Genomic DNA, 26,184 nt, shown 5'->3' on the forward strand with positions numbered 1-26,184 from the left:
TCAGTCCCGCTCTTCGTCAGGGTTGGCGTTGAGTGCCGCCTGCACCAGGTCGTCGATCTCCATGGCGTCGATCGACACGTCGTAGGTGTCGTCGTCCACGGCCGCGGTGTCCTGGCGGGTGCCGGGTGCGTCCGGGGTCTGTCCGGCGAGTTCCAGCAGCCGGTCCAGGAGACCGCTGTCGCGCAGCCGGTCCAGGGGCAGGCCGGCGAGGGCGGCGCGGACGGCGCGTTCGTCGTCGTCCGCACCGGCGGCACGCGAGGTGCCGCCGGTGCCGCTGGGCAGGAGCTGCTGGAGGATGTGCCCGGCGAGGGCGGCGGGGGTGGGGTGGTCGAAAACGAGGGTGGCGGACAGGGTCAGTCCGGTGGCGGCGTTGAGCTGGTTGCGCAGCTCGACGGCGCCGAGGGAGTCGAATCCGAGATCGCGGAAGGCGCGGTCGGGGCCGACCTGGTCGGTGCCGGGGTGGCCGAGGACCTCGGCGGCGCGTTCGCGCACCAGGGTCAGCACGGTCGTGGCGCGGCGGCCCTCGGGGAGCCGGGCCAGCCGCTCGCGCAGGGCGGATCCGGACTCCCGCGCGTCGCGTCCGCCGTCCGGGGCGGCGGCGAGCGCGGCGTGGGCGGGCATCTCGGCCAGCAGGCGGCTGGGCCGGACGCTGGTGAAGGCGCGCACGAACCGGTCCGGGTCGACGTCGGCGACGACGGCGACCGGGTCGGTGCCGGTGACGGCCTGCCGCAGGGCCAGGACCGCGAGGTCCGGGTCGAGCGGCCGGATGCCGGTGCGGCGGGCGAGGGCGGCGGCACGCTCGCCGCCGGCCATGCCCTCGCCGTCCCAGGCCCCGTACGCCACCGAGGTGGCCGGCAGGCCTTCGGCCCGGCGGCGTTCGGCGAGGGCGTCGAGGACCGCGTTGGCGGCGGCGTAGGTGCCCTGGCCGGGGTTGCCGACCGCGGCGGAGGCGGAGGAGAACAGGGCGAACACCTCCGGTTCGTGGGCGCGGGTCAGCTCGTCGAGGAGCAGGGCGGAGGTGACCTTGGCGCGGAACACGGTGGCGAACCGCTCGGGGGTGAGGCCGTCCACCACGCCGTCGTCGAGGACGCCGGCGGCGTGGATGACGCCGGTCAGCGGCGCGTCCTCGGGCAGCCGCGCGAGGACGGCGGCCAGGGCGTCCCGGTCGGCGGTGTCGCAGGCGGTGATGACGGGTTCGGCGCCCAGTGCGCGCAGGTCCGCGGCGAGTTCGGCGGCGCCGGGGGCGTCGGGTCCGGTGCGGCTGAGCAGGAGCAGGCGGCGGGCCCCGGCCCCGGCGAGCCGGCGGGCGGTGCGGGCGCCGAGGGCGCCGGTGCCGCCGGTGATCAGGACGGTGCCGGTGGGCTGCCAGTCGCGGGGCGCCTCGGGGCGTACGGCGGCGAGGCGACGGCCGAAGACCGCGCCGGGTCGGACGGCGAGCTGGTCCTCGCCCTCTGGGTCGGCCAGGACGGCGGCGAGCCGCTCGGTGGTGCGCCCGTCGAGGGTGACGGGCAGGTCGACGGTGCCGCCCCAGCGCTGCGGGTGTTCGAGGGCCGCGACCCGGCCGAGTCCGTGGACGGCGGCCTGGAGGGGTGCGGCCACGGTCTCGGCGGGCGAGACGGCGGCGGCGCCTCGGGTGAGGCACCACAGCGGGGCGTCGGTGCGGGCGTCGCCGAGGGCCTGGACCAGGGTCGCCGTCAGGGCGGCGCCGAGCGGGGTGCCGTCGGCGGTGAGGCCCGTGCCCGCGCCGTCCGCGCCGGGGGTGCCGCCGGCGAGGGCGAGCAGGGAGACCACGCCCGTGAACGGGCCCGAGGCGTCCAGGTGGTGGCGGATCGCGGCGGCGAGCGGGGCACGGCCGTGGTCGTGGGCCGGCACCTCGATCGTCACGGTGCCAGGGCCGAGGATCCGCAGGACCTGCGCGGTCCACGGGTCCTCGGCGTGCCCCTCGGGCAGCACGGCGAGCCAGGTCCCGGCGGGCGTACCGGCGGCGGTCCGGTTCAGGGGCCGCCAGGCGATGCGCTGGCGCCAGCCGTCCACGGTGGCCTGGTCGCCGTGCTTGCGGCGCCAGTCGCGCAGGGCGGGCAGGACGCGGGAGAGCGCGTCGCCGTCGACGCCCAGTTCGCCGGCGAGGGAGTCGAACTCCTGGTCCTGGACGGCGGTCCAGAAGGCCTCGTCCCCGGCGCTCCCGGCGCCGCGCGTCGCTTCGGCGGCGGCCGGTGCCGCGTCGGCCCAGAGCCGCTGCCGGCGGAACGGGTAGGTCGGCAGGTCCACACGGCGGGCGCCGGTGCCGTCCAGGAGCGCCGGCCAGTCGACGGGCTGGCCGGCGGCGTGCAGCCGGGCCACCGCCGTGATCAGGGAGCGTTCCTCGTCGCGTCCGGTGCGCAGCGCCGGGACGACCGCTGGTGCGGGGCGGTGCTCGTCGGCCAGGGTGTCGAGGGTGTCCTGGGCGAGGGAGCACAGGACGCCGTCGGGGCCGAGTTCGAGGTAGCGGGTGGCGCCGCGGGCCGCGAGGGTGCGGACACCGTCGCCGAAGCGGACCGCGCGGCGCACGTGCTGGACCCAGTACCCGGGGTCGCGCACCTGCTCGTCGGTGGCCGGTTCCCCGGTGAGGTTCGACACCAGGGGCAGCTTCGGCGGGGTGTACGACACGCTACGGGTGACCCGTTCGAAGTCCTGCAGCATGGCGTCCATGTGCAGTGAGTGAAATGCATGGCTGACCCGCAAACGCCTAGTCTTCCGGCCGAGTGCGGCGAACTCGTCGGCGAGCGCGGTCACCGCGTCCTCGTCGCCGGAGACCACCACGGCCTCCGGGCCGTTGACGGCGGCCAGGGAGAGCCGGCCGGTCAGCCGCGGGGCGGCCTCGTCCTCGGTGGCGCGGACGGCCAGCATGGCGCCGCCGGCCGGGAGGGCCTGCATCAGGCGGGCGCGGGCGGCGACGACGCGGCAGGCGTCCTGGAGGGAGAACACTCCGGCGACGTGCGCGGCGGTGATCTCCCCGACGGAGTGGCCGGCCAGCAGGTCGGGCCGTACGCCCCAGGACTCGCACAGCCGGTACAGGGCCACCCCGAGGGCGAACAGGGCGGGCTGGGTCCAGCCGGTGCTGTCCAGGAGGTCCGCCTCGGCGGTGCCTTCCCCGGCGAACATCACCTCGCGCAGCGGGCGGTCGAGTTCCTGGTCGAAGTGGGCCAGGACCTCGTCGAGGGCGGCGGCGAACACCGGGAAGCGGGCGTACAGGGCGCGGCCCGCGCCGGCGCGCTGGGAGCCCTGGCCGGGGAAGAGGAACGCGGTCCGGCCGCCGGGGGTCGCACGGCCGCGCAGCACCGCGCGGTCGTCGCGGTCCTCGGCCAGGGCGGTGAGCGCGTCCAGGAGTTCGTCGCGTCCGGCGACGGCGAGCACCGCGCGGTGCTCGAAGGCCGAGCGGGTGGTGCCCAGGGAGAGTGCCAGGTCGGCCGGCCCGGGCAGGTCCCCGGGGCCGGCGGCGAGCAGCCGGTCGCGGAGCCGTGCGGCCTGGTCGGGCAGGGCGTCCGCGGTGGCCGCGGACAGCGGCACGGGCAGGGGCCGTTCGGTGGCGGGCCCGGTGGTCCCGGCCGGGTCCTCCGCCGCGGGGGCCGGTGCGGGGGCCTGTTCCAGGACGACGTGGGCGTTGGTGCCGCTGGCGCCGAAGGCGGACACGGCCGCGCGGCGCGGGCGCCCGGTCTCGGGCCAGTCGGTGGCCTCGGTCAGCAGCCGTACCGCGTCCGGGTCCCAGGCGACGTGGCTGGAGGGCCGGTCGACGTGGAGGGTGCGGGGCAGGGTGCCGTGCCGCATGGCCAGGACCATCTTGATGACTCCGGCGACGCCGGCGGCGGCCTGGGCGTGGCCGATGTTGGACTTGACGGAACCGAGCAGCAGCGGGTGCTCCGGGTCGCGCTCGCGGCCGTACGTCGCGAGCAGCGCCTGGGCCTCGATGGGGTCGCCCAGGGCGGTGCCGGTGCCGTGCGCCTCCACCGCGTCGACCTCGCGGGCGGTGAGGCCCGCGGCGGCCAGCGCCTTGCGGATGACGCGCTGCTGGGAGGGGCCGTTGGGGGCGGTCAGACCGTTGGAGGCGCCGTCCTGGTTGACGGCCGACCCGCGCAGGACGGCGAGGACCTCGTGGCCGCGACGGCGCGCCTCGGACAGGCGCTCCACGACGAGCATGCCCACGCCCTCGGCCCAGGCGGTGCCGTCGGCGGCGTCGGAGAAGGGCTTGCAGCGGCCGTCCGGGGAGAGCGCCCCCATCTCGCCGAACTCGACGAAGCCGACCGGTGTCGACATCACCGTGACGCCGCCGGCCAGGGCGAGGGCGCACTCGCCGCCGCGGATCGCCTGGGCGGCGAGGTGCAGGGCCGTCAGGGAGGACGAGCAGGCGGTGTCGACGCTGACCGAGGGCCCTTCGAGGCCCAGGGTGTAGGAGAGCCGGCCGGAGAGCAGGCTCGCGGACTGGGCGGTCTCCACGTGCCCGGTCTGGCCGATCGCGGGACGGTAGTCGCCGCTGCCGCCGCCGACGAAGACACCGGTGTCGCCGCCGCGCAGGGTGGCGGGATCGATGCCGGCCCGCTCCAGGGCCTCCCAGGCGGCCTGGAGGACGATCCGCTGCTGCGGGTCGATGACCAGGGCCTCGCGGGGGGAGATCCCGAAGAAGGCGGGGTCGAAGTCGGCGACGTCGTAGAGGAATCCGCCCTCGCGGCTGACGCTGCGGCCGCGGCCGTCCCGGTCGCCGTGCAGGAGCCGTTCGAGGTCCCAGCCGCGGTCGGTGGGGAAGCCGCCGATGGCGTCGGTCCCGGCGCCGAGCAGCTCCCACAGGTCCTCGGGCGAGCGGACGTCGCCGGGGTAGCGGCAGCTCATGCCCACGATGACGATCGGGTCGTCACCGTCACCGTCACCGTCGTCGGTGGCGGAGCGGGTCGCGGACGCGTCGGCGGTGGTGGACCGGTCCCCGTGTCCGGCCAGGAGTTCGTCGAGAAGGTACGCGGCCAGGGTGGCGGGCGTCGGATAGTCGAAGACCAGCGTCGCGGGCAGGGTGAGGCCGGTGACGGTGGCGAGCCGGTTGCGCAGGTCGACGGCGGTCAGCGAGTCGAAGCCCAGGTCCCTGAAGGCGCTGGTGGCCGGTACGGCGCCCGCGTCGGCGTGGCCGAGCACCGGGGCGACCTCGGCGAGCACCAGGTCCAGCAGGCCGCGTTCGCGGTCGGCCCGGTCCAGGTGGCGCAGCCGGCTCCGCAGGTCCGCGGCGGTGCCCGCGTCACCGCCGTCGCCGTCTGCGGCGCGCAGGGCGTCGCCGGCCTCGGGCAGTGCGCTGAACAGCCGGCTCGGGCGGGTCCGGGTGAACGCCGGGGCGAACCGGTCCCACACCACGTCCGCGACGGTCACGGAGGCGGGGGCGGCCGGTTCCTCGGCGGCCTCGCCGGCCAGCGCGGCGAGCGCGGCGAGGGCGCGTCCCGGCTCCATGGCGGGCAGTCCGTTGACGCGCAGGTGGGCGGCGAGCCCGTCGGGCCCGGCGCCCTGCCAGGCGCCCCAGGCGACGGAGAGCGCGTTGACGCCGCCCGCGCGGTGCCGCTGGACCAGGGCGTCCAGGAAGGCGCCCGCGGCGGCGCCCGGCCCCTGCCCGGTGACGCCCCAGACGGCGGAGATGGAGTTGAAGACGACGAACGCGTCCAGGGTCCGCTCCCCCACGGCGGCCGTCAGCGCGTCGTGGGCGGCGTGCACGGCGGTCGTCGAGGGCTCGCCCATGGTGCCGGTGTCGCCGGTGTGGACGACTGCGGTGAGCGGACGGTCGGCCGGCAGGGCGGCGATGGCACGGGCGAGCGGGCCCGCGTCGGCCGGATCGGTGTGGTGGACCGCGGTGAGGACGGCGCCGGCGGCCTCGGCCTCGGTGCGCAGCGCCGTGAAGGCGTCGCCGGCCGGGTCGGTGGGACCGGCCAGCAGCACCCCGGCGGCGCCGTGCGCGGCGAGCCAGCGGGCGACGTGGCCGCCGAAGCCCTCCGGGCCGCCGGTGACCAGGACGGTTCCGGCGGGGCGCCAGACGGTGTCGGGGCGCTGGGCGGCGGCCCGGGTCAGGCGCCGTCCGAAGGCGCCGGAGGCGCGCAGCGCCACCTGGTCCTCGGCGGTGCCGGACGCCGTGCCGGACGCCAGCACGGCACGCAGGCGGTCGGTGGTCCGGCCGCCGGCGTCGTGGTCGACGTCGACGAGCCCGCCCCAGCGCTCCGGCTCCTCGAGGGCCAGGACCCGGCCGAGTCCCCAGAGAGCGGCCTGCCCGGGGTCGGCCGCCCGGTCGGTGCGGCCCACGCGGACCGCGCCGCGGGTGACGCACCACAGAGGGGCGTCGATCCCGGCCTCCCCCAGGAGGCGCAGCAGGAGGTCGGGCCGGGCGGGACCGTCGATCGGGCCGGCGGCTTCCGCGGAGCCGGCGGCGAGCAGGGAGAGGACGCCGGCGTACGCGGTGCCGTCGGCCGCCGCGTCGAGGCGGGCGGCGGCCCCCTCGTCCCCGGCCGGGACGACGAGGCGTACCGCGTCCTCGCCGAGTGCCCCGGCCAGGGCCTCGGTCCACGGGTCGCCGTCGAGCGCGGCCGGGGTCAGGACCAGCCACCGACCGGTGGCGCAGTGAGCGGGGGTGCCGGTGAGGGGCTGCCAGGTCACCCGGTAGCGCCAGCCGTCCACCAGGGCGCGTTCGGACCGGCCGCGGCGCCAGGTGGACAGGGCGGGCAGCACGCCGGAGAGGTCCGCGTCGTCCAGGCCGAGGGTGGCGGACAGGGACTCCAGGTCCTCCCGCTCCACCGCCGACCAGAACGCGGCGTCCACCGGGTCCTGCCCGGCACCCGCGCCGGTGGCCGGGGCGGGTTCGGGCCAGTAGTGCCGGTGCTGCCAGGCGTAGGTGGGCAGGTCGGTGCGGCGGGCTCCGGTGCCGTGGAACCATGCTGCCCAGTCGACGCCGACGCCGGCCGCGTGCAAGCGGGCGAGCGCGGTGAGCAGGGCGCGCTCCTCGTCGCGGTCCTTGCGCAGCGCGGGTACGACCGGACTGCCGGCCGCGTCGCCGTTGGCGCCGTTCCCCGTGTCGTCGAGTACCCGGGCGGCCATGCCGGTCAGCACGCCGTCGGGGCCGATCTCCAGGTAGGCGTCGGCACCGGCGCCGGCGAGGGCGCGTACTCCGTCGGCGAACCGGACGGTCTCGCGGGCGTGCCGCACCCAGTACTCGGGGGTGGTGAGCTGCCCGGGCTCGGCGAGGGCGCCGGTGACGTTCGAGACGACGGGGAGGCGGGGTTCGGCGTATTCCAGGGTCTCGGCGACGCGGCGGAACTCCGCGAGCATCGGCTCCATCAGCGGCGAGTGGAAGGCGTGACTGACCGACAGGCGCCGGGTCTTGCGGCCTTCTCCGGTGAACTGCTCAACCAGTGAGGTCAGTTCGGTCTCGGCACCGGCTATGACCACGGAGTCCGGGCCGTTGACCGCCGCCACGGACAAGCCATCGCCGAGGCGGGCCGTGACCTCGGCCTCGGTGGCCTGCACGGCTGCCATGGCACCGCCGGCGGGCAGGCCCTGCATCAGCCGGGCCCGGGCCGCGACCAGCGTGCAGGCGTCCTCCAGGGAGAACACCCCGGCCACGTGCGCGGCCGCGATCTCGCCAATGGAATGACCCGCGACGAACTCGGGGACCACGCCCCACGACTCGACCAGGCGGAACAGCGCCACCTCGATCGCGAACAGCGCGGGCTGGGTGTAGCCGGTGGTGTCCAGGAGAGCGGCCTCGGCCGTCCCCTCCGGTGCGAACAGCACCTCGCGCAGCGGTCGTTCGAGATCGGCGTCGAGCCGGGCCGCCACCACGTCCAGGGCCTCGGCGAAGGCCGGGAAGCGCCCGTACAGCTCACGCCCCGTCCCCGCCCGCTGCGAGCCCTGACCGGAGAACAGGACGGCGAGCCTGCGTTCGGTGGCGTGGTCGCGGACGGTCTCCACGGGCTCGCCCCCGGGCGTCACGAGCAGGACCGCTCGGTGCGCGAAGGCGGAACGGCCGACGGCCAGGCTGTAAGCGGTGTCGAGCGCCGGGACCTCGGGCCGTGCCTGCGTGAAGGAGGTCAGCCGCGTGTGCTGGGCGGACAGGGCCGCCTCGGAGCGGGCGGAGAGCAGCCACGGTACGACGGCCGGGGGGGCCTCCGGCTCCGCCGACGTGTCCGGCTCGGCGGCCGGTGCGGGTTGTTCCAGGATCACGTGGGCGTTGGTGCCGCTCACGCCGAAGGCGGAGACACCGGCGCGGCGCGGCCGTCCCGTCTCGGGCCAGGCCCGGTGTTCGCGCAGGAGCTCCACCGTGCCGCCGGACCAGTCGACGTGCGAGGACGGGGCGTCCACGTGCAGGGTGCGCGGGAGTTCCCCGCGGCCCAGGGCGAGGACGGTCTTGATGACGCCGGCGGCACCGGCGGCGGCCTGGGTGTGGCCCAGGTTGGACTTGACCGTGCCGAGCAGCAGGGGCCGTCGGGGCTCGCGTGCCTCTCCGTAGGCGGTGATCAGGGCTTGTGCCTCGATCGGGTCGCCGAGGGTGGTGCCGGTGCCGTGCGCCTCGACGGCGTCCACGTCGGCCGGGGTGAGGCGGGCGTCGGTCAGTGCTTGGCGGATGACGCGCTGCTGGGCGCGGCCGTTGGGGGCGGTCAGGCCGTTGGACGCGCCGTCCTGGTTGACGGCCGAGCCGCGCAGGACGGCGAGGACGGGGTGGCCGTTGCGGCGGGCGTCGGACAGGCGCTCCAGGACCAGGACGCCGGCGCCCTCGGACCAGGCGGTGCCGTCGGCGGAGTCGGCGAACGCCTTGCAGCGGCCGTCCGCGGCGAGGCCGCCCTGCGCGGTGAACTCCACGAAGGCGTCGGGGCTGGACATCACCGAGACGCCGCCCGCGAGGACCAGGGAGCATTCGCCGGAGCGCAGCGCGCCCGCGCCCATGTGCAGCGCGACCAGGGCGGAGGAGCAGGCGGTGTCGACGGTGACCGCCGGGCCCTCCAGGCCCAGCGTGTAGGACAGGCGGCCGGACATCACGCTGGCGGTGGTGCCGGTGGCGGCGTGGCCCTGCACGTCGGTGGTGCCGCGGCGCAGCATGGTGGCGTAGTCCTGGCCGTTGGTGCCCACGAAGACACCGGTGGCGCTGGAGCGCAGGCTCTGCGGGTCGATGCCGGCCCGTTCCAGGGCCTCCCAGGCGGTTTCGAGCAGCAGCCGCTGCTGCGGGTCCATCGCCAGGGCCTCGCGCGGCGAGATGCCGAAGAAGGGGGCGTCGAAGAGTCCGGCGCCGTCGAGGAAGCCGCCCTCCAGGGTGGCGGAGCCGCCCCGGGCGAGGGACTCCAGGTCCCAGCCGCGGTCGGTGGGGAAGCCGGAGACCGCGTCGCGGCCGTCGGCCAGCAGGCGCCACAGGTCCTCGGGGGACTCGATGCCGCCGGGGAAGCGGCAGCCCATGCCGACGACGGCCACCGGGTCGTCGTCCGTAGGCCGTTCCGTTCCCGCGCCGGTGCCGTGTCCCGCGGCGGGTTCGGGCAGGTCGCCCAGGAGCTCGGTGAGGAGGTGGGCGGCCAGGTCGCGGGCGGTCGGATGGTCGTAGACGAGGGTGGCGGGCAGCCGCAGTCCGGTGGTGGCGGTCAGGGTGTTGCGCAGTTCGACGGTGGTGAGCGAGTCGAAGCCGAGGTCGGTGAAGGCCCGGTCGGGTTCGACGGCGGCCGGGTCGGGGTGGCCGAGCACGGCGGCGACCTGGGCGCGCAGGAAGTCGAGCACGTGGCGTTCGCGGGCCGCGCCGGTCAGGGCGGCGACCTGGCGGCGCAGGACCGGCTCGGTGTCCGCGAGGACGCCGTGCGCGCCGCCGCCGATGCGGAGTTCGGGCAGGTCCCCGACGAGGGCCCGGTTCGGGGTGAACACGGCCGCGTACCGCTGCCAGTCGATGTCGGCGACGAGGAGGGTGGTGTCGCCGTGGCCGACGGCGGTGTCGAGGGCGGCGAGCGCGTCCTCGGGGCTCATCGGGGTGAAGCCGCCGCGGCGGACCCGGTCCTCGACGCCCGTGCCGTCGCCGGCCATGCCGGTGCCGGACCAGGGGCCCCAGGCCACGGAGGTGGCGGGCAGGCCCTGGTCGCGCCGGTGCTCGGCCAGGGCGTCCAGGTAGGCGTTGGCCGCGGCGTAGTTGGCCTGCCCGGCGGCGCCGAGGACGCCCGCGGTCGAGGAGAACAGCACGAAGTCGGTGAGGCCGAGGTCGCGGGTCAGCTCGTGCAGGTGGGCGGCGGACCGGGCCTTGGCGTCCAGGACGGTGGCGAACCGCTCGGGGGTGAGGGTGTCGAGGAGGCCGTCGTCGAGGACGCCCGCGGCGTGCACGACGGCGGTGAGCGGGTGCTCCTCCGGTACGGCGGACAGGGTCGCGGCGAGCGCGGCGCGGTCGGACGTGTCGCACGCGACGACCGTCACCCGGGCGCCCGTCTCGCGCAGCTCCGCGGCGAGTTCGGCGGCGCCTGGGGCGTCCGGGCCGCGCCGGCCCGCGAGCAGCAGGTGCGGGGTGCCGCGTCCGGCGAGCAGCCGGGCGACGTGGGCGCCGAGGGCGCCGGTGCCGCCGGTGATCAGGACGGTGCCCTCGGGGGCGAACGCGCGGGGCGCCGGTCCCTGGGCGGCGGGGTGGTGGGCGAGGCGCCGCGCGTAGGTGGCGGAGGCGCGGACCGCGAGCTGGTTCTCCTCGCCGGGCGCGGCGAGCAGGTGCGCGAGGCGTCGTACGGCCCGCTCGTCGATGTGCTCGGGCAGGTCGACCAGGGTGAGCCGGCGCTCGGGGCGCTCCAGGGCGGCGACGCGGCCGAGGCCCCAGAGGGCGGCCTGCCCGGGGTGGGCGAGGCGGTCGGCACGGCCGGTGCCGACCGCCTGCCGGGTGAGCAGCCAGACGGGGGCGGTGATCCCGGCGTCGTCGAGGGCGGTGAGGGCGGCGGCGGTGGGCGCGAGCGCGGCGGTGCCGGCGGGGTCGTCGTCCGTGGTGTCGGCGGCGGGGTCGTCGTCCATGGTGTCGGCGGCGGGCGCCTCGGCCGTGTTCCCTTCGGCGGCGGCCGAGGTCAGGGCAGTCAGGGCGAGGACGCCGGTGAACCCGCCGTCGGGGCGTGGCAGTTCGCTCAGGGTCGCGGTGAGCGCGGTGCGGTCGGCGGTGGCCGTGGTGTCGACCGTGACGACGGCGGTGTCCGGGCCGAGGGCCGCCAGGAGTGTGGTCGTCTCGGTGGCGGGGGCGCCGGCCGGGCGCAGGACCAGCCAGGTGCCGGCGGGCCGGTCGGTGGGGGCGCCGTCCAGCGGCTTCCACACGATCCGGTGGCGGCGGCTGTCGGCGGCGGCCCGCTCGGTGCGGCGGCGCCGCCACGAGGACAGGGCGGGCACCAGGGCGGCCAGCGTCTCCTCGTCCAGCCCGAGGTCTGCGCCGAGCGCCGGCAGGTCGCCGCGCTCCACGGCCGACCAGAAGGCGGCGTCCGCGCCGGCGCCTGTGTCGGGCGTGATCGGGGTGAAGGAGGTGTCGGGCCAGTAGCGGCTGCGCTGGAAGGCGTACGTCGGCAGGTCGACGCGGCGGGCGCCGATGCCGTGCAGGGTGCCGCTCCAGTCGACGGCGGCGCCCCGCACGTACAGCCCGGCGAGGGCCGCGGTGAGGCTGGGCACTTCGTCGCGGTCGCGGCGGAGCGCGGGGACGACGGTGGCGGGTGCGGTGCCGTCCGCCCGGCCGCCGTCGCCGTCGAGGATCGCGCGGGTCGCGGCGGACAGGGTGCCGTCGGGGCCGAGTTCCAGGTAGGAGGTGGCGCCCCGGCGGTCCAGGGTGCGTACCGCGTCGGCGAACCGGACGGTGGCGCGGACCTGGCGCACCCAGTACTCCGGCGTGCGCAGTTCCTCGGCGGTGGCGAGGTCGCCGGTGACGGTGGAGACCACCGGCAGGAGCGGCGCCCCGTAGGTGAGGCCGCGGGCGACGCGGGCGAAGTCGTCGAGCATGGGCTCCATGCGCGGCGAGTGGAAGGCGTGGCTGACCCGCAGGGCGCGGGTGCGACGGCCGTCCGCGGCGAGGCGGGCGGCGATGCCGGCGACCTCTTCCCCGTCGCCCGCGATCACCACGGAGCGGGGGCCGTTGACGGCGGCGAGGGAGACGCGGTCCTCCAGGCCCGCCAGGAGCGGCAGCACCTCGTCCTCGGCGGCCTCGACGGCGACCATGGCGCCGCCGGCCGGGAGCGCGGCCATGAGGCGACCGCGTGCGGCGACGAGGGTGCAGGCGTCCTCCAGGGAGAACACTCCGGCGACGTGGGCGGCGGCGATCTCGCCGATGGAGTGGCCCGCCACGCCGTCGGGGGCGACGCCCCAGGACTCCACGAGCCGGTACAGGGCGACTTCGAGGGCGAACAGGGCGGGCTGGGTGTAGGCGGTGTCGTGCAGGAGGGCGGCCTCTTCGGTGCCCTCCGGTGCGAAGAGGACCTCGCGCAGCGGACGGTCGAGTTCCTGGTCGAAGCGGGTGAGGACGGCGTCCAGGGCATCGGCGAAGGCGGGATGGCGCTCGTACAGGTCGCGTCCCATGGCGGCGCGCTGGCTGCCCTGCCCGGTGAAGAGGAAGGCCAGGCGGCCCCGCGCCGGGGCACCGGTGACCAGGGAGGTGTCGGGGGTGCCGTCGCGCAGTGCGGTCAGCGCACGCTCCAGTCCCTGGCGGTCGTCGGTGAGGACGGCGGCCCGGTGTTCCAGGGCGGCACGGGTGGTGGCCAGCGAGTGGGCCACGTCCGCCAGGGGCAGCTCCGGGTGGTACGTCAGGTGGTCGAGGAGACGGGCGGCCTGCTCGCGCAGGGCGTCGGCGGTACGGGCGGACAGCACCAGGGGGACGCCCGCGGGCAGGGTGTCCGGGCCGGCTGCCGCGGGCGCCGGGGCGGTGGCGGGCTCCGGCTGGTCGGGGGCCTGCTCGACGATGGTGTGGACGTTGGTGCCGGACAGGCCGAAGGAGGAGACGCCCGCCCGGTACGGGCGGCCGGTCTCGGGCCAGGGCACGGTCTCGGTGGCCAGGTCGATGGCGCCGGAGGTCCAGTCGACGTGGCCGGAGGGGGTGTCCACGTGCAGGGTGCGCGGGACGGTGCCGTGCCGCATCGCCATGACCGTCTTCATGACGCCGGCGATGCCGGAGGCCATCTGGGTGTGGCCGATGTTGGACTTCACCGAGCCGAGCAGCAGCGGCCGGTCGCCGGGCCGGTCCTGGCCGTAGGTGGCGAGCAGGGCCTGGGCCTCGATGGGGTCGCCGAGGGCGGTGCCGGTGCCGTGGCCCTCGACCACGTCCACCTCGCCCGGGGTGAGTCCGGCGTCGGCGAGGGCCTGGCGGATGACGCGGGCCTGGGAGGGGCCGTTGGGGGCGGTCAGGCCGTTGGAGGCGCCGTCCTGGTTGACGGCGGAGCCGCGGATCACGGCGAGGACGGGGTGGCCGTTGCGGCGGGCGTCGGACAGGCGCTCGACCAGGACCAGTCCGACGCCCTCGGCCAGGCTCATGCCGTCGGCGCCCTCGGCGTAGGCCTTGCAGCGGCCGTCGGGGGCCATGGCGCGCTGGCGGCTGAAGCCGGTGAAGGCCTGCGGGGTGGCCATGACGCTGACGCCGCCGGCCAGGGCGAGGGTGGACTCGCCGTTGCGCAGCGACTGACAGGCCAGGTGCAGTGCCACCAGGGAGGAGGAGCAGGCGGTGTCCAGGGTGACCGCCGGGCCCTCCAGGCCGAAGGTGTAGGCGAGGCGGCCGGACATCACGCTGGAGATGGTGCCGGTGATCAGGTGGCCTTCGGCACCCTCGGAGCCGGCGCCGCCGGCCGTGTAGTCCTGGTAGCTGGCGCCGATGAAGGTGCCGGTGCGGCTGGAGCGCAGGGTCGCGGGGTCGATCCCGGCGCGCTCCATGACCTCCCAGCCGGTCTCCAGGAGGAGCCGCTGCTGCGGGTCCATGGCCAGCGCCTCGCGCGGGGAGATACCGAAGAAGCCGGCGTCGAAGTCGGCCACGTCGTGCAGGAAGCCGCCCTGCGTGGAATACGTCGTGCCCGGCCGGTCGGGGTCGGGGTCGTACAGGGCGTCCGCGTCCCAGCCGCGGTCGGCGGGGAAGCCGGTGATGGCGTCGGCACCGGCCGCGACGAGGTCCCACAGGGCCTCGGGGGAGGTGACGCCGCCCGGGTAGCGGCAGCTCATGGCGACGATGGCGATGGGTTCGTCGGCGGCGGCCCCGGTGCGGACGGGCGCGTCGGTACCGGTGGCGGGCCCACCGGTCAGCTCGCGCAGGTGACCGACGAGGGTGAGCGGGTCCGGGTAGTCGAACACCAGGGTGCTGGGCAGGGTGAGGCCGGTGACGGTGGCGAGCCGGTTGCGCAGGTCGACGGCGGTGAGCGAGTCGAAGCCGACGTCGCGGAAGGCGCGCCGCTCGGACAGCACCTCCGGGGAGGCGTGGCCGAGGACGGTGGCGGCCTCGGAGCGCACCAGGTCGAGCAGGAGGCGGTCCTGCTCGCCGGCGGGCAGGGCGCGCAGCCGGGCGGTGAACTCGCCGCCCCCGGTGGTACGGGCCGCGCTCTCCTCGGTGATCCTGCGGACCTCGGGCACCTCCGCGAAGAGGTCGGTGGGGCGCGAGGAGGTGAAGACCGGGTGGTAGCGGTCCCAGTCGACGTCGGCGACGGCCAGCGTGCCCTCGTCGCCGTCGAGGACCTGCCGCAGGGCGGTCAGGGCCGGCCGGGGGTCCATGAACTCCAGGCCGCTGCGCCGGATCTGGCCGGGGTCGACCCGGCCGAGCTTCACGTCGTCGGCCCAGATCCCCCAGGAGATGGCGGTGCCGTGGGCGCCGCGGGCGCGTCGGTGCTCGGCGAGGGCGTTGAGGTGGGCGTTGGCGGCGACGTACGCGGCGTGCCGGCCGCTGCCCCACATGCCGGCGGTGGAGGAGTACAGCACGAACGCGTCGATCTGGTCGTCGTCGAGGAGTTCGTCCAGGTGTGCGGCGCCGGCGGTCTTGGCGTGCACGACCTTGGCGAACGCGTCGAGGCTGGTCTCCTCGATCGACTGCAGCTCGATGACGGCGGCGGTGTGGAAGACGCTGCGCACCGTGCGGCCCTCGGCGGCCAGCCGGTCCAGGAGCGCGGCGACGGCGTCGCGGTCGCGGACGTCGCAGGCGGCGACGGTCACGGCGCAGCCCCGCTCGGCGAGTTCGGCGACGAGCTCGGCGGCGCCGGCGGCGTCCGCGCCGCGGCGGCTGGTCAGCACCAGGTCGCGGGCGCCCTGGTCGGCGAGCCAGCGGGCCAGGTGGGGGCCGAGGGTGCCGGTGCCACCGGTGACCAGGACGGTGCCGCGCGCAGTCCAGGAGCCGGCGCCGGTGGGGGCGGGGGCGGGGACGATGCGGCGGGCGAGGACGCCGGTGGAGCGCACGGCGAGCTGGTCCTCGCCGGTGGTGCCGGCCAGCAGGGCGGCGAGCCGTGCACCGGCCCGCCGGTCCGGCGTGTCGGGCAGGTCGACGGTGCCGCCCCAGCGCTCCGGGTGTTCCAGGGCGGCGGTCCAGGACAGGCCCTGGACCATGGCCTGGGCGGGCCGGGTGAGGCGGTCGGCGCGGCCGGTGGTGACGGCGCCCCGGGTGAGGGCCCACAGGGGCGCCTCGATCGCGGCGTCGCCGAGCGCCTGGACCAGGACCACGCTCAGCGCGAGGCCGGTGGTCAGCACCGGGTGGGCGGCGCCCGTGTCCTCGGCGTCGGCGAGCAGCGAGACCACGCCGGTGGGGGCGGATTGTGCGCACAGGGCACGCAGCCGGTCCGCGAGCGCGTCCCGGTCGGTGTCGGCGGTGGTGAGCGCGAGGGGCAGCACCTGGGCGCCGTGCGTCGTCAGGGCGTCCGTGACGAAGTCGGCGTACGCCGGGTCGGTGCCGTCGGCGGTGACGAGCAGCCAGGTGCCGTCCAGGGTGGCGTCGGGCAGCGTGCCGAGCGGCTTCCAGGTGGCGCGGTAGCGCCAGGAGCCGGCCGTGGAGCGGTCGCGGCACTCCTTGCGCCAGGTGGACAGGGCGGGCAGCAGCGGGGCGAGGGCGTCGCGGTCCAGGTGGAGCCGGGAGGCGAGGGAGTCGGCGTCCTCCCGCTCGACCTCGGTCCAGAACTCGGCGTCCGCCGGGTCCCCCTCGCCGCCGCCGTTCGGGCGGCCGGCGAGGGCCCACAGGTGCTCGCGCTGGAAGGCGTACGTGGGCAGGGGTGTCCTGCGGGCGCCGGTGCCGGCGTACACGGCGCTCCAGTCGGCGCGTCCGCCGCGGACCCACTGCTCGGCGAGGGAGGTCAGGAAGCGGGCGGTGCCGCCCTGTTCGCGTCGCAGGGTGCCGACGGCGGCGATCTGCCGGCCGGTGTCCTCGGCGGTGGCCTGGACGGCCATGGTCAGCACCGGGTGCGGGCTGATCTCGACGAAGACGGTGTGTTCGGTGTCGAGCAGGGCGCGGACGGTCTCCTCGAAGCGGACGGTCTGCCGCAGGTTGCGGTACCAGTAGGCGGCGTCCGTGCGGGCGGTGTCGAGGAGTTCGCCGGTGACGGTGGAGTGGAAGGGCAGGCGGGGGGTGCGGGGCGTCACCGGGGCGAGCACGTCGAGGAGTTCCGCCTCGATCCGCTCGACCTGCGGCGAGTGGGAGGCGTAGTCCACGGCGATCCGGCGGGCGCGCAGGTCGCGGGCGGTGAACTCGGCCTGGAGGGCGTCCAGGGCGTCGGGGGTGCCGGCCAGGACCACCGCGCGCGGCCCGTTGACGGCGGCGACGGACACCGTGCCGTCGTACGGGGCCAGGTACTCCTCGGCCTCGGCGGCGGACACCTGGACGGACATCATGCCGCCCGCTCCGGCCAGGACGCGGCCGATGGCCCGGGAGCGCAGGGCGACGACGCGGGCGCCGTCCTCCAGGGAGAGGGCGCCCGAGACGACGGCGGCGGCTATCTCGCCCTGGGAGTGGCCGATCACGGCGTCGGGGGTGACGCCGTGGGCGTGCCACAGCTCGGCGAGTGAGACCAGCACGGCCCAGGTGGCGGGCTGGACGACGTCGACGCGGTCCAGGGAGGGGGCGCCGTCCGCCTGGCGGATCACGTCGGTGAGGGACCAGTCGGTGTACGCGGCCAGGGCGGCGGCGCACTCGTGGAAGCGTTCGGCGAAGACGGGCGAGGTGTCGAGGAGTTCGGCGCCCATGCCGGCCCACTGGGAGCCCTGGCCGGGGAAGACGAACACGGTGCGCCCCTCGGTGTCGGCCGTGCCCTGGACGATCCGGGCGGTGGATTCGCCGGCGCCGAACGCGGTGAGGGCGTCGGCGAGTTCGGTGAGGTCCGGGCCGAGGGCGACGGCCCGGTGCTCCAGGACGGAGCGGGCGGTGATCAGGGTGTGGCCGACGTCGCTGGGGTGCGGCGCGGCGTCGGTGGTGACGTGTGCGGCGAGGTTGGCGGCCTGTTCGCGCAGGGCGGCGGGGGCGGCGGCGGACAGGACCCAGGGCAGGGTGCCGCCCGCCGGGAGGGCGGGCTCGGGGGCGGGCGCGGGCTCCTGGACCGGGGGTGCCTGCTCCAGGACGGCGTGCGCGTTGGTGCCGCTGATGCCGAAGGAGGAGACGGCGCAGCGCAGTGGGCGGTCGTTCCGGCTCCACCCGGTGTTCTCGGTGATCAGGCGGACGGTGCCGCCGGTCCAGTCGATGTGGCTGGAGGGTTCCTCGGAGTGCAGGGTGCGCGGCAGCTCGCCGTGGCGCATCGCCTGGACCATCTTGATGACGCCGGCGACGCCCGCGGCCGACTGGGTGTGGCCGATGTTGGACTTCACCGAGCCGAGCAGCAGCGGGTGTTCGGGGTCACGGCCGTGACCGTAGGTGGCGAGCAGGGCCTGCGCCTCGATCGGGTCGCCGAGGGCGGTGCCGGTGCCGTGGGCCTCCACGGCGTCGACGTCGGCCGTGGTCAGGCCGGCGGCGCGCAGGGCCTGGCGGATGACGCGGACCTGGGAGGGTCCGTTGGGGGCGGTCAGGCCGTTGGAGGCGCCGTCCTGGTTGATGGCCGAACCGCGGACGACGGCGAGGACCTCGTGGCCGTTGCGGCGGGCGTCGGAGAGCCGCTCCAGGACGAGCATGCCGATGCCCTCGGCGAGGGTCATGCCGTCGGCGCCCTCGGAGAAGGCCTTGCAGCGGCCGTCCCGGGCGAGGGCCCGCTGCCGGCTGAAGGCGATGAACGGCATCGGGTTGGTCATGACGGTGGCGCCGCCGGCCAGGGCGAGGGTGGACTCGCCGTTGCGCAGCGACTGGCAGGCCAGGTGCAGCGCGACCAGGGAGGAGGAGCAGGCGGTGTCGACGGTGACCGCCGGGCCCTCCAGGCCGAAGGTGTAGGCCAGGCGCCCGGACAGGACGCTGGGGCTGGAGCCGGTGACGGCGTGACCCGCGGAGCCGTCGTCCATGCCGACGCCGTAGTCCTGGTAGGTGGAGCCGATGAAGGTGCCGGTGGGCGTGGAGTGCACCGAGGCGGGGTCGATGCCGGCGTGCTCGAACGCCTCCCAGGTGGTCTCCAGGAGCAGGCGCTGCTGCGGGTCCATGGCCAGCGCCTCGCGCGGCGAGATGCCGAAGAACCCGGCGTCGAACTCGCCCGCGTCGTGCAGGAAGCCGCCCCGCGTGGAGTACGTGGTGCCCGGCCGGTCGGGGTCGGGGTCGAACAGGGCGTCCGCGTCCCAGCCGCGGTTGACGGGGAACTCGGAGATGGCGTCGGTGCTGTCGGCGACCAGCCGCCAGAACGCGTCGGCGGAGCGGACGCCGCCGGGGAAGCGGCAGCTCATGCCGACGATGGCGATGGGCTCGTCGGTGGCGGCGGGTCCGGTGGCGGGCGCGGCGGCGGGGTCGGCGCCGCCCAGGAGTTCGCCGCGCAGGTGGCGGGCGAGGGCGACGGGGTTCGGGTAGTCGAAGACCAGGGTGGTGGGCAGGGTGAGCCCGGTGAGGGCGGCGAGCCGCTTGCGCAGTTCCACCGCGGTCAGCGAGTCGAAGCCGGCGTCCCGGAAGGCGCGCTTGGCGGGCACGCCCTCGGCGGAGGTGTGGCCGAGGACGACGGCGGCCTCGGAGCGCACCAGGTCGAGCAGCAGCCGCTCCTGCTCCTCGGCGGTGAGGCCGCCGAGCCGGCCGGCCAGTTCGGTGGCCGTGCCGGAGGCGCCCGGGGTGCCGGGGGCGCCCAGGGCGGCGACGGTGTCGATCGCGTCGAACAGGCGGCCGGCGCGGGCGGCGGTGAAGACGGGGTGGTACTGCGCCCAGTCGACGTCGGCGACGGTGACGGCGCTCTCGCCGCGTACGACGGCGCGGCGCAGCTCGGCCATGGCGGTGCCCGGCCGCAGGAGCCGCAGTCCGGTGCGCTCGATGCCTTCGGAGACCGAGCGGTGGGCGCTGGCCATGCCGACCTCGGCCCAGGGTCCCCAGGCGACGGAGGTGGCGGCGAGGCCGCGCGAGCGGCGGTTCTCGGCGAGCGCGTCGAGGTAGGCGTTGGCGGCTGCGTAGGCGCTCTGCCCCGCACTGCCCCACACGCCGGCGACGGAGGAGACCAGGACGAAGAAGTCCAGGTCGCGGTCGCCGAGCAGGGCGTCGAGGTGGGCGGCGCCGAGGGTCTTGGCGGCCATCGCCGCGCCGACCTCGTCCAGTGGGGTGGCGGCCAGCGGGGTGGCCTGGCCGACGCCGGCGGCGTGCACCACACCGGTGAGGGGCGCGTCGTCGGGTACGCCGTCGAGCACCGCGGCCAGCGCGCCGCGGTCGGCGGCGTCGCAGGCGACGAGGGTGACCCGGGCGCCGAGTTCCTCCAGTTCGGCGCGGAGTCCGGCGGCGCCGGGGGCGTCGGTGCCGCGGCGGCCGGTGAGGATCAGGTGGGCGGCGCCGGACCGGGCGAGCCAGCGGGCGGTCTCGGCGCCGAGGCCGCCGGTGCCGCCGGTGATCAGGACGGTGCCGGAGGCCGTGAACTCGTCCTCGCGGGGCAGGTCGTCGCCGGGGTGGCGTACGACGCGGCGGGCGAGGGTGCCGTCGGCGCGCACGGCGAGCTGGTCCTCACCCTCGTGGGTGGCTAGCACGCTGACCAGGCGCTGGACGGCCGGGGCGTCGAGGACCTGCGGCAGGTCGACCAGGCCGCTCCACTGCTCGGGGCGCTCCAGGGCGGCTACCCGGCCCAGGCCCCAGGCGGTTGCCCGGGCGGGGTGGGTCAGGGGGTCGCCGGGGCCGGTGGTGACGGCGCCCCGGGTCACGGTCCACAGCGGGGCGGTGACGCCGGTGTCGCCGAGGGCCTGGGCGAGGACGACGCCGAGGGCGAAGCCGGTGGGCAACCCGCCTTCTGGGCGGGCCGGGTCGCCGAGCGGCAGCAGGGAGAGGACGCCGCTGACGCCGGCGCCGCCGTCGGCGGCCTCGGTCTCGACGGCGGCGCGCAGGGTCTCGGCGAGGCGGTCGCGGTCGAGGTGGGTCTCGTCCAGGACGAGGCGCCGGAGGACGGCACCGTGGCCGCGCAGCGCGTCGAGGACCTCCGCGGCCTCGTCGGGGCGCGAGCCGGGTGCGGTGTCCGCGTCGGCGCCGGAGGCGGCCGTGGTGACGGCGAGCCAGGTGCCGTCCAGGACGGGGGCGCCCCCGGTGCCCGCCGGGTGCCAGGCGACCCGGTAGCGGGCGGCGTCCAGGACGGCGCGTTCCTGGCGGGCGCGCCGCCAGGACGACAGGGACGGCAGCAGCGCGTACAGGGAGGCGTGCTCCTCGTCGCGCAGGCCGAGCAGCCCGGCCAGCCCGGCGGCGTCGCCGGACTCGACGGCGGTCCACAGTTCGGCGTCGGCCGGGTCGGTGGCTGCCCCGCCGGCGGTACGGCGGGCGGTGGGCGCGGTGGTGTCCGGCCAGTACGTCTCGTGCTGGAAGGCGTAGGTGGGCAGTTCGACGGTGGTGGCGCCGGTGCCCTGGTGGACGGCGGCCCAGTCGACGCGGACGCCGCGCACGTGCAGGCGGGCCAGTGCGGTGAGGGCGGACTCGTCCTCCGGGCGGCCGGTGCGCAGCAGCGGGACGGCGTCGGTGCCGGAGTCGTCGCCGAGGGTGTCCTGGGCGGCGGCGCACAGCGAGCCGCCGGGGCCGAGTTCGAGGTAGGTGGCGGCGCCCGCCTGGTGGGCGGCGCGTACCGCGTCGGCGAACCGGACGGTGGACCGCGCGTGCCGCACCCAGTACTCGGCGGTGCGCAGGTCGTCGCCCTCGGCCGGGCGGCCGGTGAGGTCGCAGACGACGGGCACGGTGGGCGGGTGGTAGGTCAGGCCCTCGGCGACCTCGCGGAAGGCGTCCAGCACGGCGTCCGTGCGGGGCGAGTGGAAGGCGTGGCTGACCCGCAGGCGGCGGGTGGTGCGGCCCCGTTCGGCGAAGTGGGCGGCGATGCGCCCGGCGGGCTCCTCGTCGCCGGAGACGACGATGGCCGAGGGCCCGTTGACGGCGGCCAGGGAGACGCGGTCCTCCAGGCCCGCCAGGAGCGGCAGCACCTCCTCCTCGGACGCCTGGAGCGACCACATGGCGCCGCCCTCGGGGAGGGCCTGCATGAGGCGGGCGCGGGCGGCGACCAGGGCGCAGGCGTCCTCCAGGGACAGGACGCCCGCGGCGTGGGCGGCGCTGATCCCGCCGACGGAGTGGCCGAGTAGCACGCCGGGGCGCACGCCCCAGGAGCGGACGAGCCGGTACAGGGCGGTCTCCAGCGCGAACAGGGCGGGCTGGGTCCAGCCGGTCTCGTACAGGGCGGCTGCGCCGGGGGTGCCCTCCTCGGCGAACAGGACGTCCTTCAGGGAGCCGTGCGGGGTGTCGGCGGGGGCGTCGACGAGCAGCGGGTCGAGGTGGGCGACGACCTCGTCGAGCGCTTCGGCGAACACCGGGTGGCGCTCGTACAGTTCGCGGCCGGTGCCGGGGCGCTGGCTGCCCTGGCCGGTGAAGAGCAGGGCGGTGCGGCCCGCGCCGCCCGTCTCGCCGAGGACCAGTGCCGGGTCGGTGCGGTCGGCGGCCAGCGCGGCCAGGGCGCGGCGGGCGTCCTCGGCGGTGCCGACGACGACGGCGCGCTGTTCGAAGGCCGGGCGGGTGGTGGCCAGCGACAGGGTGACGTCGGCGGGGGCGTCGGCGGGACGGGAGTCGAGGTGGGCGAGGAGGCGGGCGGCCTGGGAGCGCAGCGCGGGGCAGGTGCGGGCGGAGAGGGCCCAGGGCAGGACGGCCGGGTCGGAGGTGCCGCCGTCCTCGACGGTCTGCGGAGCCTTGGCGGGCTCGCCCTGTTCGAGGACGATGTGCGCGTTGGTGCCGCTGATGCCGAAGGAGGAGACGGCGGCGCGGCGCGGGCGGCCGGTCTCGGGCCAGGGGGTGTGCTCGTGGACGAGGGCGACCGCGCCCGTTTCCCAGTCGACGTGCCGGGAGGGTGCGCCGGCGTGCAGGGTGCGCGGCAGTTCGCCGTGGCGCATCGCCTGGATCATCTTGATGACGCCGGCGGCACCGGCGGCGGCCTGGGTGTGGCCGATGTTCGACTTGACGGAGCCGAGCAGCAGCGGTCGTTCCGGGTCGCGGTCCTGGCCGTAGGTGGCGAGGAGTGCCTGGGCTTCGATGGGGTCGCCGAGCGGGGTGCCGGTGCCGTGACCCTCGACGGCGTCCACGTCGGCGGTGGTCAGCCCGGCGGCGGACAGGGCCTGGTGGATGACGCGCTGCTGGGAGGGCCCGTTGGGGGCGGTCAGGCCGTTGGAGGCGCCGTCCTGGTTGACGGCCGAGCCCCGGACGACGGCCAGGACGCGGTGGCCGTTGCGGCGGGCGTCGGACAGGCGCTCCAGGACCAGCACGCCGACGCCCTCGGACCAGCCCACGCCGTCGGCCTCGTCGGAGAAGGCCTTGCAGCGGCCGTCGGGCGACAGGCCGCGCTGCCGGGAGAACTCGATCAGGGAGGTCGGGGTGGACATCACGGTGACGCCGCCGGCCAGGGCCAGCGAGCACTCCCCCGCGCGCAGCGCCTGCATCGCGAAGTGCATCGCGACCAGGGAGGAGGAGCAGGCGGTGTCGACGGTGACCGCCGGGCCTTCCAGGCCCAGGGCGTAGGAGACCCGGCCGGAGGCGATGCTCGGTGCGGTGCCGCTGCCCTGGTGGCCCTCGAAGCGCTCGTCGGCGAGCGTCGCCGAGTAGTCGCTGTACATGACGCCGGCGAAGACGCCGGTCCGGCTGCCGCGCAGGGACACCGGGTCGATCCCGGCGTGTTCGACGGCCGTCCAGGAGGCCTCCAGGAGCAGGCGCTGCTGGGAGTCGGTGGCGAGTGCCTCGCGCGGGCTCATGCCGAAGAAGCCGGCGTCGAACTCGCCCGCGTCGTGCAGGAAGCCGCCGTGACGTGCGTACGAGGTCCCGGGGTGGTCCGGGTCGGGGTGGTAGAGGTGGTCGAGGTCCCAGCCGCGGTTGACGGGCAGTCCGCCGATGGCGTCGGTGCCCTCGGTGACCAGGCGCCACAGGTCGTCGGGGGAGGTGACGCCGCCGGGGTAGCGGCAGCTCATGCCGACGACGACGATCGGGTCGTCGGCGGTGGCGCGGGCCCGCGGGCCGGCGTCGGGTGCGGCGGTCTCGGGCGCGGTGTCGGTGAGTTCCCGCAGGAGGTGGCCGGCGAGGGCGGCGACGGTCGGGTAGTCGAAGATGACGGTCGCGGAGGTGCGCAGGCCGGTGGCCGCGGCCAGCCGGTTGCGCAGTTCGACGGCGGTCAGCGAGTCGAAGCCCAGCTCCTGGAAGGGCCGTTCGGGGTCGACATCGTGTGCGGACGCGTGACCGAGCACGGTGGCCGTCTGGGTGCGGACCAGGTCGACGACGGCCTCGGCGCGGGCCTCCTCGTCGAGCCGGGACAGCCGCTGGGCCAGGCCGAGGGCCGCCTCGGAACCGGTGCGCACGGTGCGGCGGGTGCGGGTGCGGATCAGGCCGCGCAGCAGCGGCGGCACCTCGTCGTGACCGCGCAGGACGGCGAGGTCCAGCCGGGCGGGGACGACGGCGGCGCGGGGCACGGTGAGGGCGGCGTCGAAGAGGGCGAGTCCCTGCTCGGCGGTGAGCGGGGGTGTGCCGGAGCGGGACATGCGCTCCAGGTCCCGCTCGGACAGCTCCCCCGTCATGCCTCCAGTGGGCACCCAGGGGCCCCAGGCCAGGGAGAGTCCGGGCAGGCCCGCGTCCCGGCGCAGGCGGGCCACGGCGTCCAGGAAGGCGTTGCCCGCCGCGTAGTTGGCCTGGGCGGGGGCGCCGGTGGTGCCCGCGAGGGAGGAGAACACCACGAACGCGGCGAGGTCCAGGTCGCGGGTGGCCTGGTGCAGGTGCCACACGGCATCCGCCTTGGGCCGCAGGACGGCGGCCAGACGCTCCTCGGTGAGGGACTCCACGAGGCCGTCGTCGAGGGTGCCCGCGGTGTGCACGACGCCGGTGACGGGGTGGCCGGCGGGCACGGAGGCGAACAGCCGCCGCACCGCCTCCGGATCGCTCGCGTCGCAGGCCACGAGGGTCACCTCGGCCCCGGACTCCCGCAGTTCGGCGGTGAGTTCGGCGGCGCCGGGGGCGTCGGGGCCGCGGCGTCCGGCGAGCAGCAGGTGCCGTACGCCGTGTGCGGCGACCAGGTGACGGGCGAGTACGGCGCCCAGGCCGCCGGTGCCGCCGGTGACGACGACGGTGCCCTCGGGGTTCCAGGGCACGGTGGCGTCGCCGTCGCCGGGGCGGACCCGGGTGAGGCGGGCGCCGAGCAGGGTGCCGTCGCGGAGGGCGGTCTGCGGTTCACCGGCGGACAGGGCGGCGGCGAGGGCGGCGGGCGCGTCGCCCACGGGTGCCCCGGGGTCGAGGTCGAGCAGGCCGAAGCGGCCGGGGTGTTCGGTCTGGGCGGAGCGCACCAGGCCCCAGACGGCCGCGGCGGCGGGGTCGGTGACGCCTCCCCCGCCCGCGGGGACCGCGCCCCGGGTGACGAACACCAGGCGGGAGCCGCGGGGGGTGTCCGCGGCGAGCCATTCCTGGAGTCGGGTGAGGACGCGTGCGGTGAGCGTGTGCACCGCGGCCGGGACGTCGTCACCGGCGCCCGTGACGCAGGCGAGCACCAGCTCCGGCGTGCCGGTGCCGAGGGCGGGGGCGTCCCCGGTGAGGACGTCGACCGGCGTCCCGGCTGCCGCGAGGGCGTCGCCCAGGTGGTACGGGTCGGCGCCGAGCAGGCCGACGGCACCGGTGCGGGGCTCCCCCGCGGTACCGGGCACCCGTACCCAGTCGAGGGCGAACAGGGCGTCCCGCTCCAGGGCGGAGGCGGCGGCGCCCCGGGCGTCGGGTGCGGAGCGCAGCACCAGGGAGCCGACCGAGGCGACGGGCGCGCCGGTGGTGTCGGCGAGGGCCACGGCGACGGCGTCGTCACCGGCCGGGGTGATGCGGACCCGGGCCTCGGCGGCGCCGCTCGCGTGCAGGGTCACGTCCTGCCAGGCGAAGGGCAGCCCGCCGCGGGCGTCGCCGCCCAGCGGCGCGAGCGCGGTGGCGTGCAGGGCGGCGTCGAGCAGCGCGGGGTGCAGGCCGAAGGAGGGGGCGTCGCCGGCCGGTCCGGCGTCGAGGGCGACCTCGGCGAAGGTCTCCTCGCCGCGCCGCCAGACGGCGCGCAGGCCGCGGAAGGCGGGGCCGTAGGAGAACCCGGCGTCGGCCAGACCGTCGTAGAAGCCGTCGAGCGCGACGGACTCGGCGCCGGCGGGCGGCCAGACGGTGGCGTCGAACTCCTCCGTCTCCCCGAAGGATTGGGCGCCGGAGGCGAGGGTGCCCTCGGCGTGCCGGGTCCAGGGCCTGTCCTCCTCGCCGTCGGGGCGGGAGTACAGGCTCAGGGGGCGGCGGCCGGTTTCGTCGGGGCTGCCGATCCACACCTGGAGCTGGACCCCGCCGTCCTCGGGCAGTGCCAGCGGCGCGGCCAGGGTGAGGTCCTCGACCCGCTCGCAGCCGACCTCGTCACCGGCCCGCACGGCCAGTTCCAGGAACGCGGTGCCGGCCAGCAGCACGGTGCCGCGTACGGCGTGGTCGGCGAGCCAGGGGTGGGTGCGCGCCGACAGGCGGCCGGTGAGGAGCAGGCCGTCGGAGTTGGCGAGGGTGACGGCGGCGGCGAGCAGCGGGTGGTGGGCGGCGCCGAGTCCCGCGGACCGCAGGTCGCCGGGGAGTCCGGTGACGCCTTTGGGCCAGAAGCGGCGGTGCTGGAAGGCGTAGGTGGGCAGGTCGGCGCGGGCGGCTCCGGTGCCCTC

1 protein-coding gene (only partly in view) is annotated in these 26,184 nt (G+C 76.8%); it reads right to left on the reverse strand.

Annotated elements, in window-relative coordinates; genetic code table 11:
• A protein-coding gene (locus ACZ4V1_RS33665) for a type I polyketide synthase (RefSeq protein WP_468344203.1) crosses the window boundary here: on the reverse strand, positions 1–26,184 show its 3' portion. The gene runs 2,679 nt beyond the window's last position; only the last 26,184 of its 28,863 coding nucleotides appear in the window; its start codon lies off the right edge, out of view — the gene reads right to left on this strand; it ends in the stop codon at positions 1–3.

Source organism: Streptomyces sp. NPDC028991 (assembly GCF_055564775.1).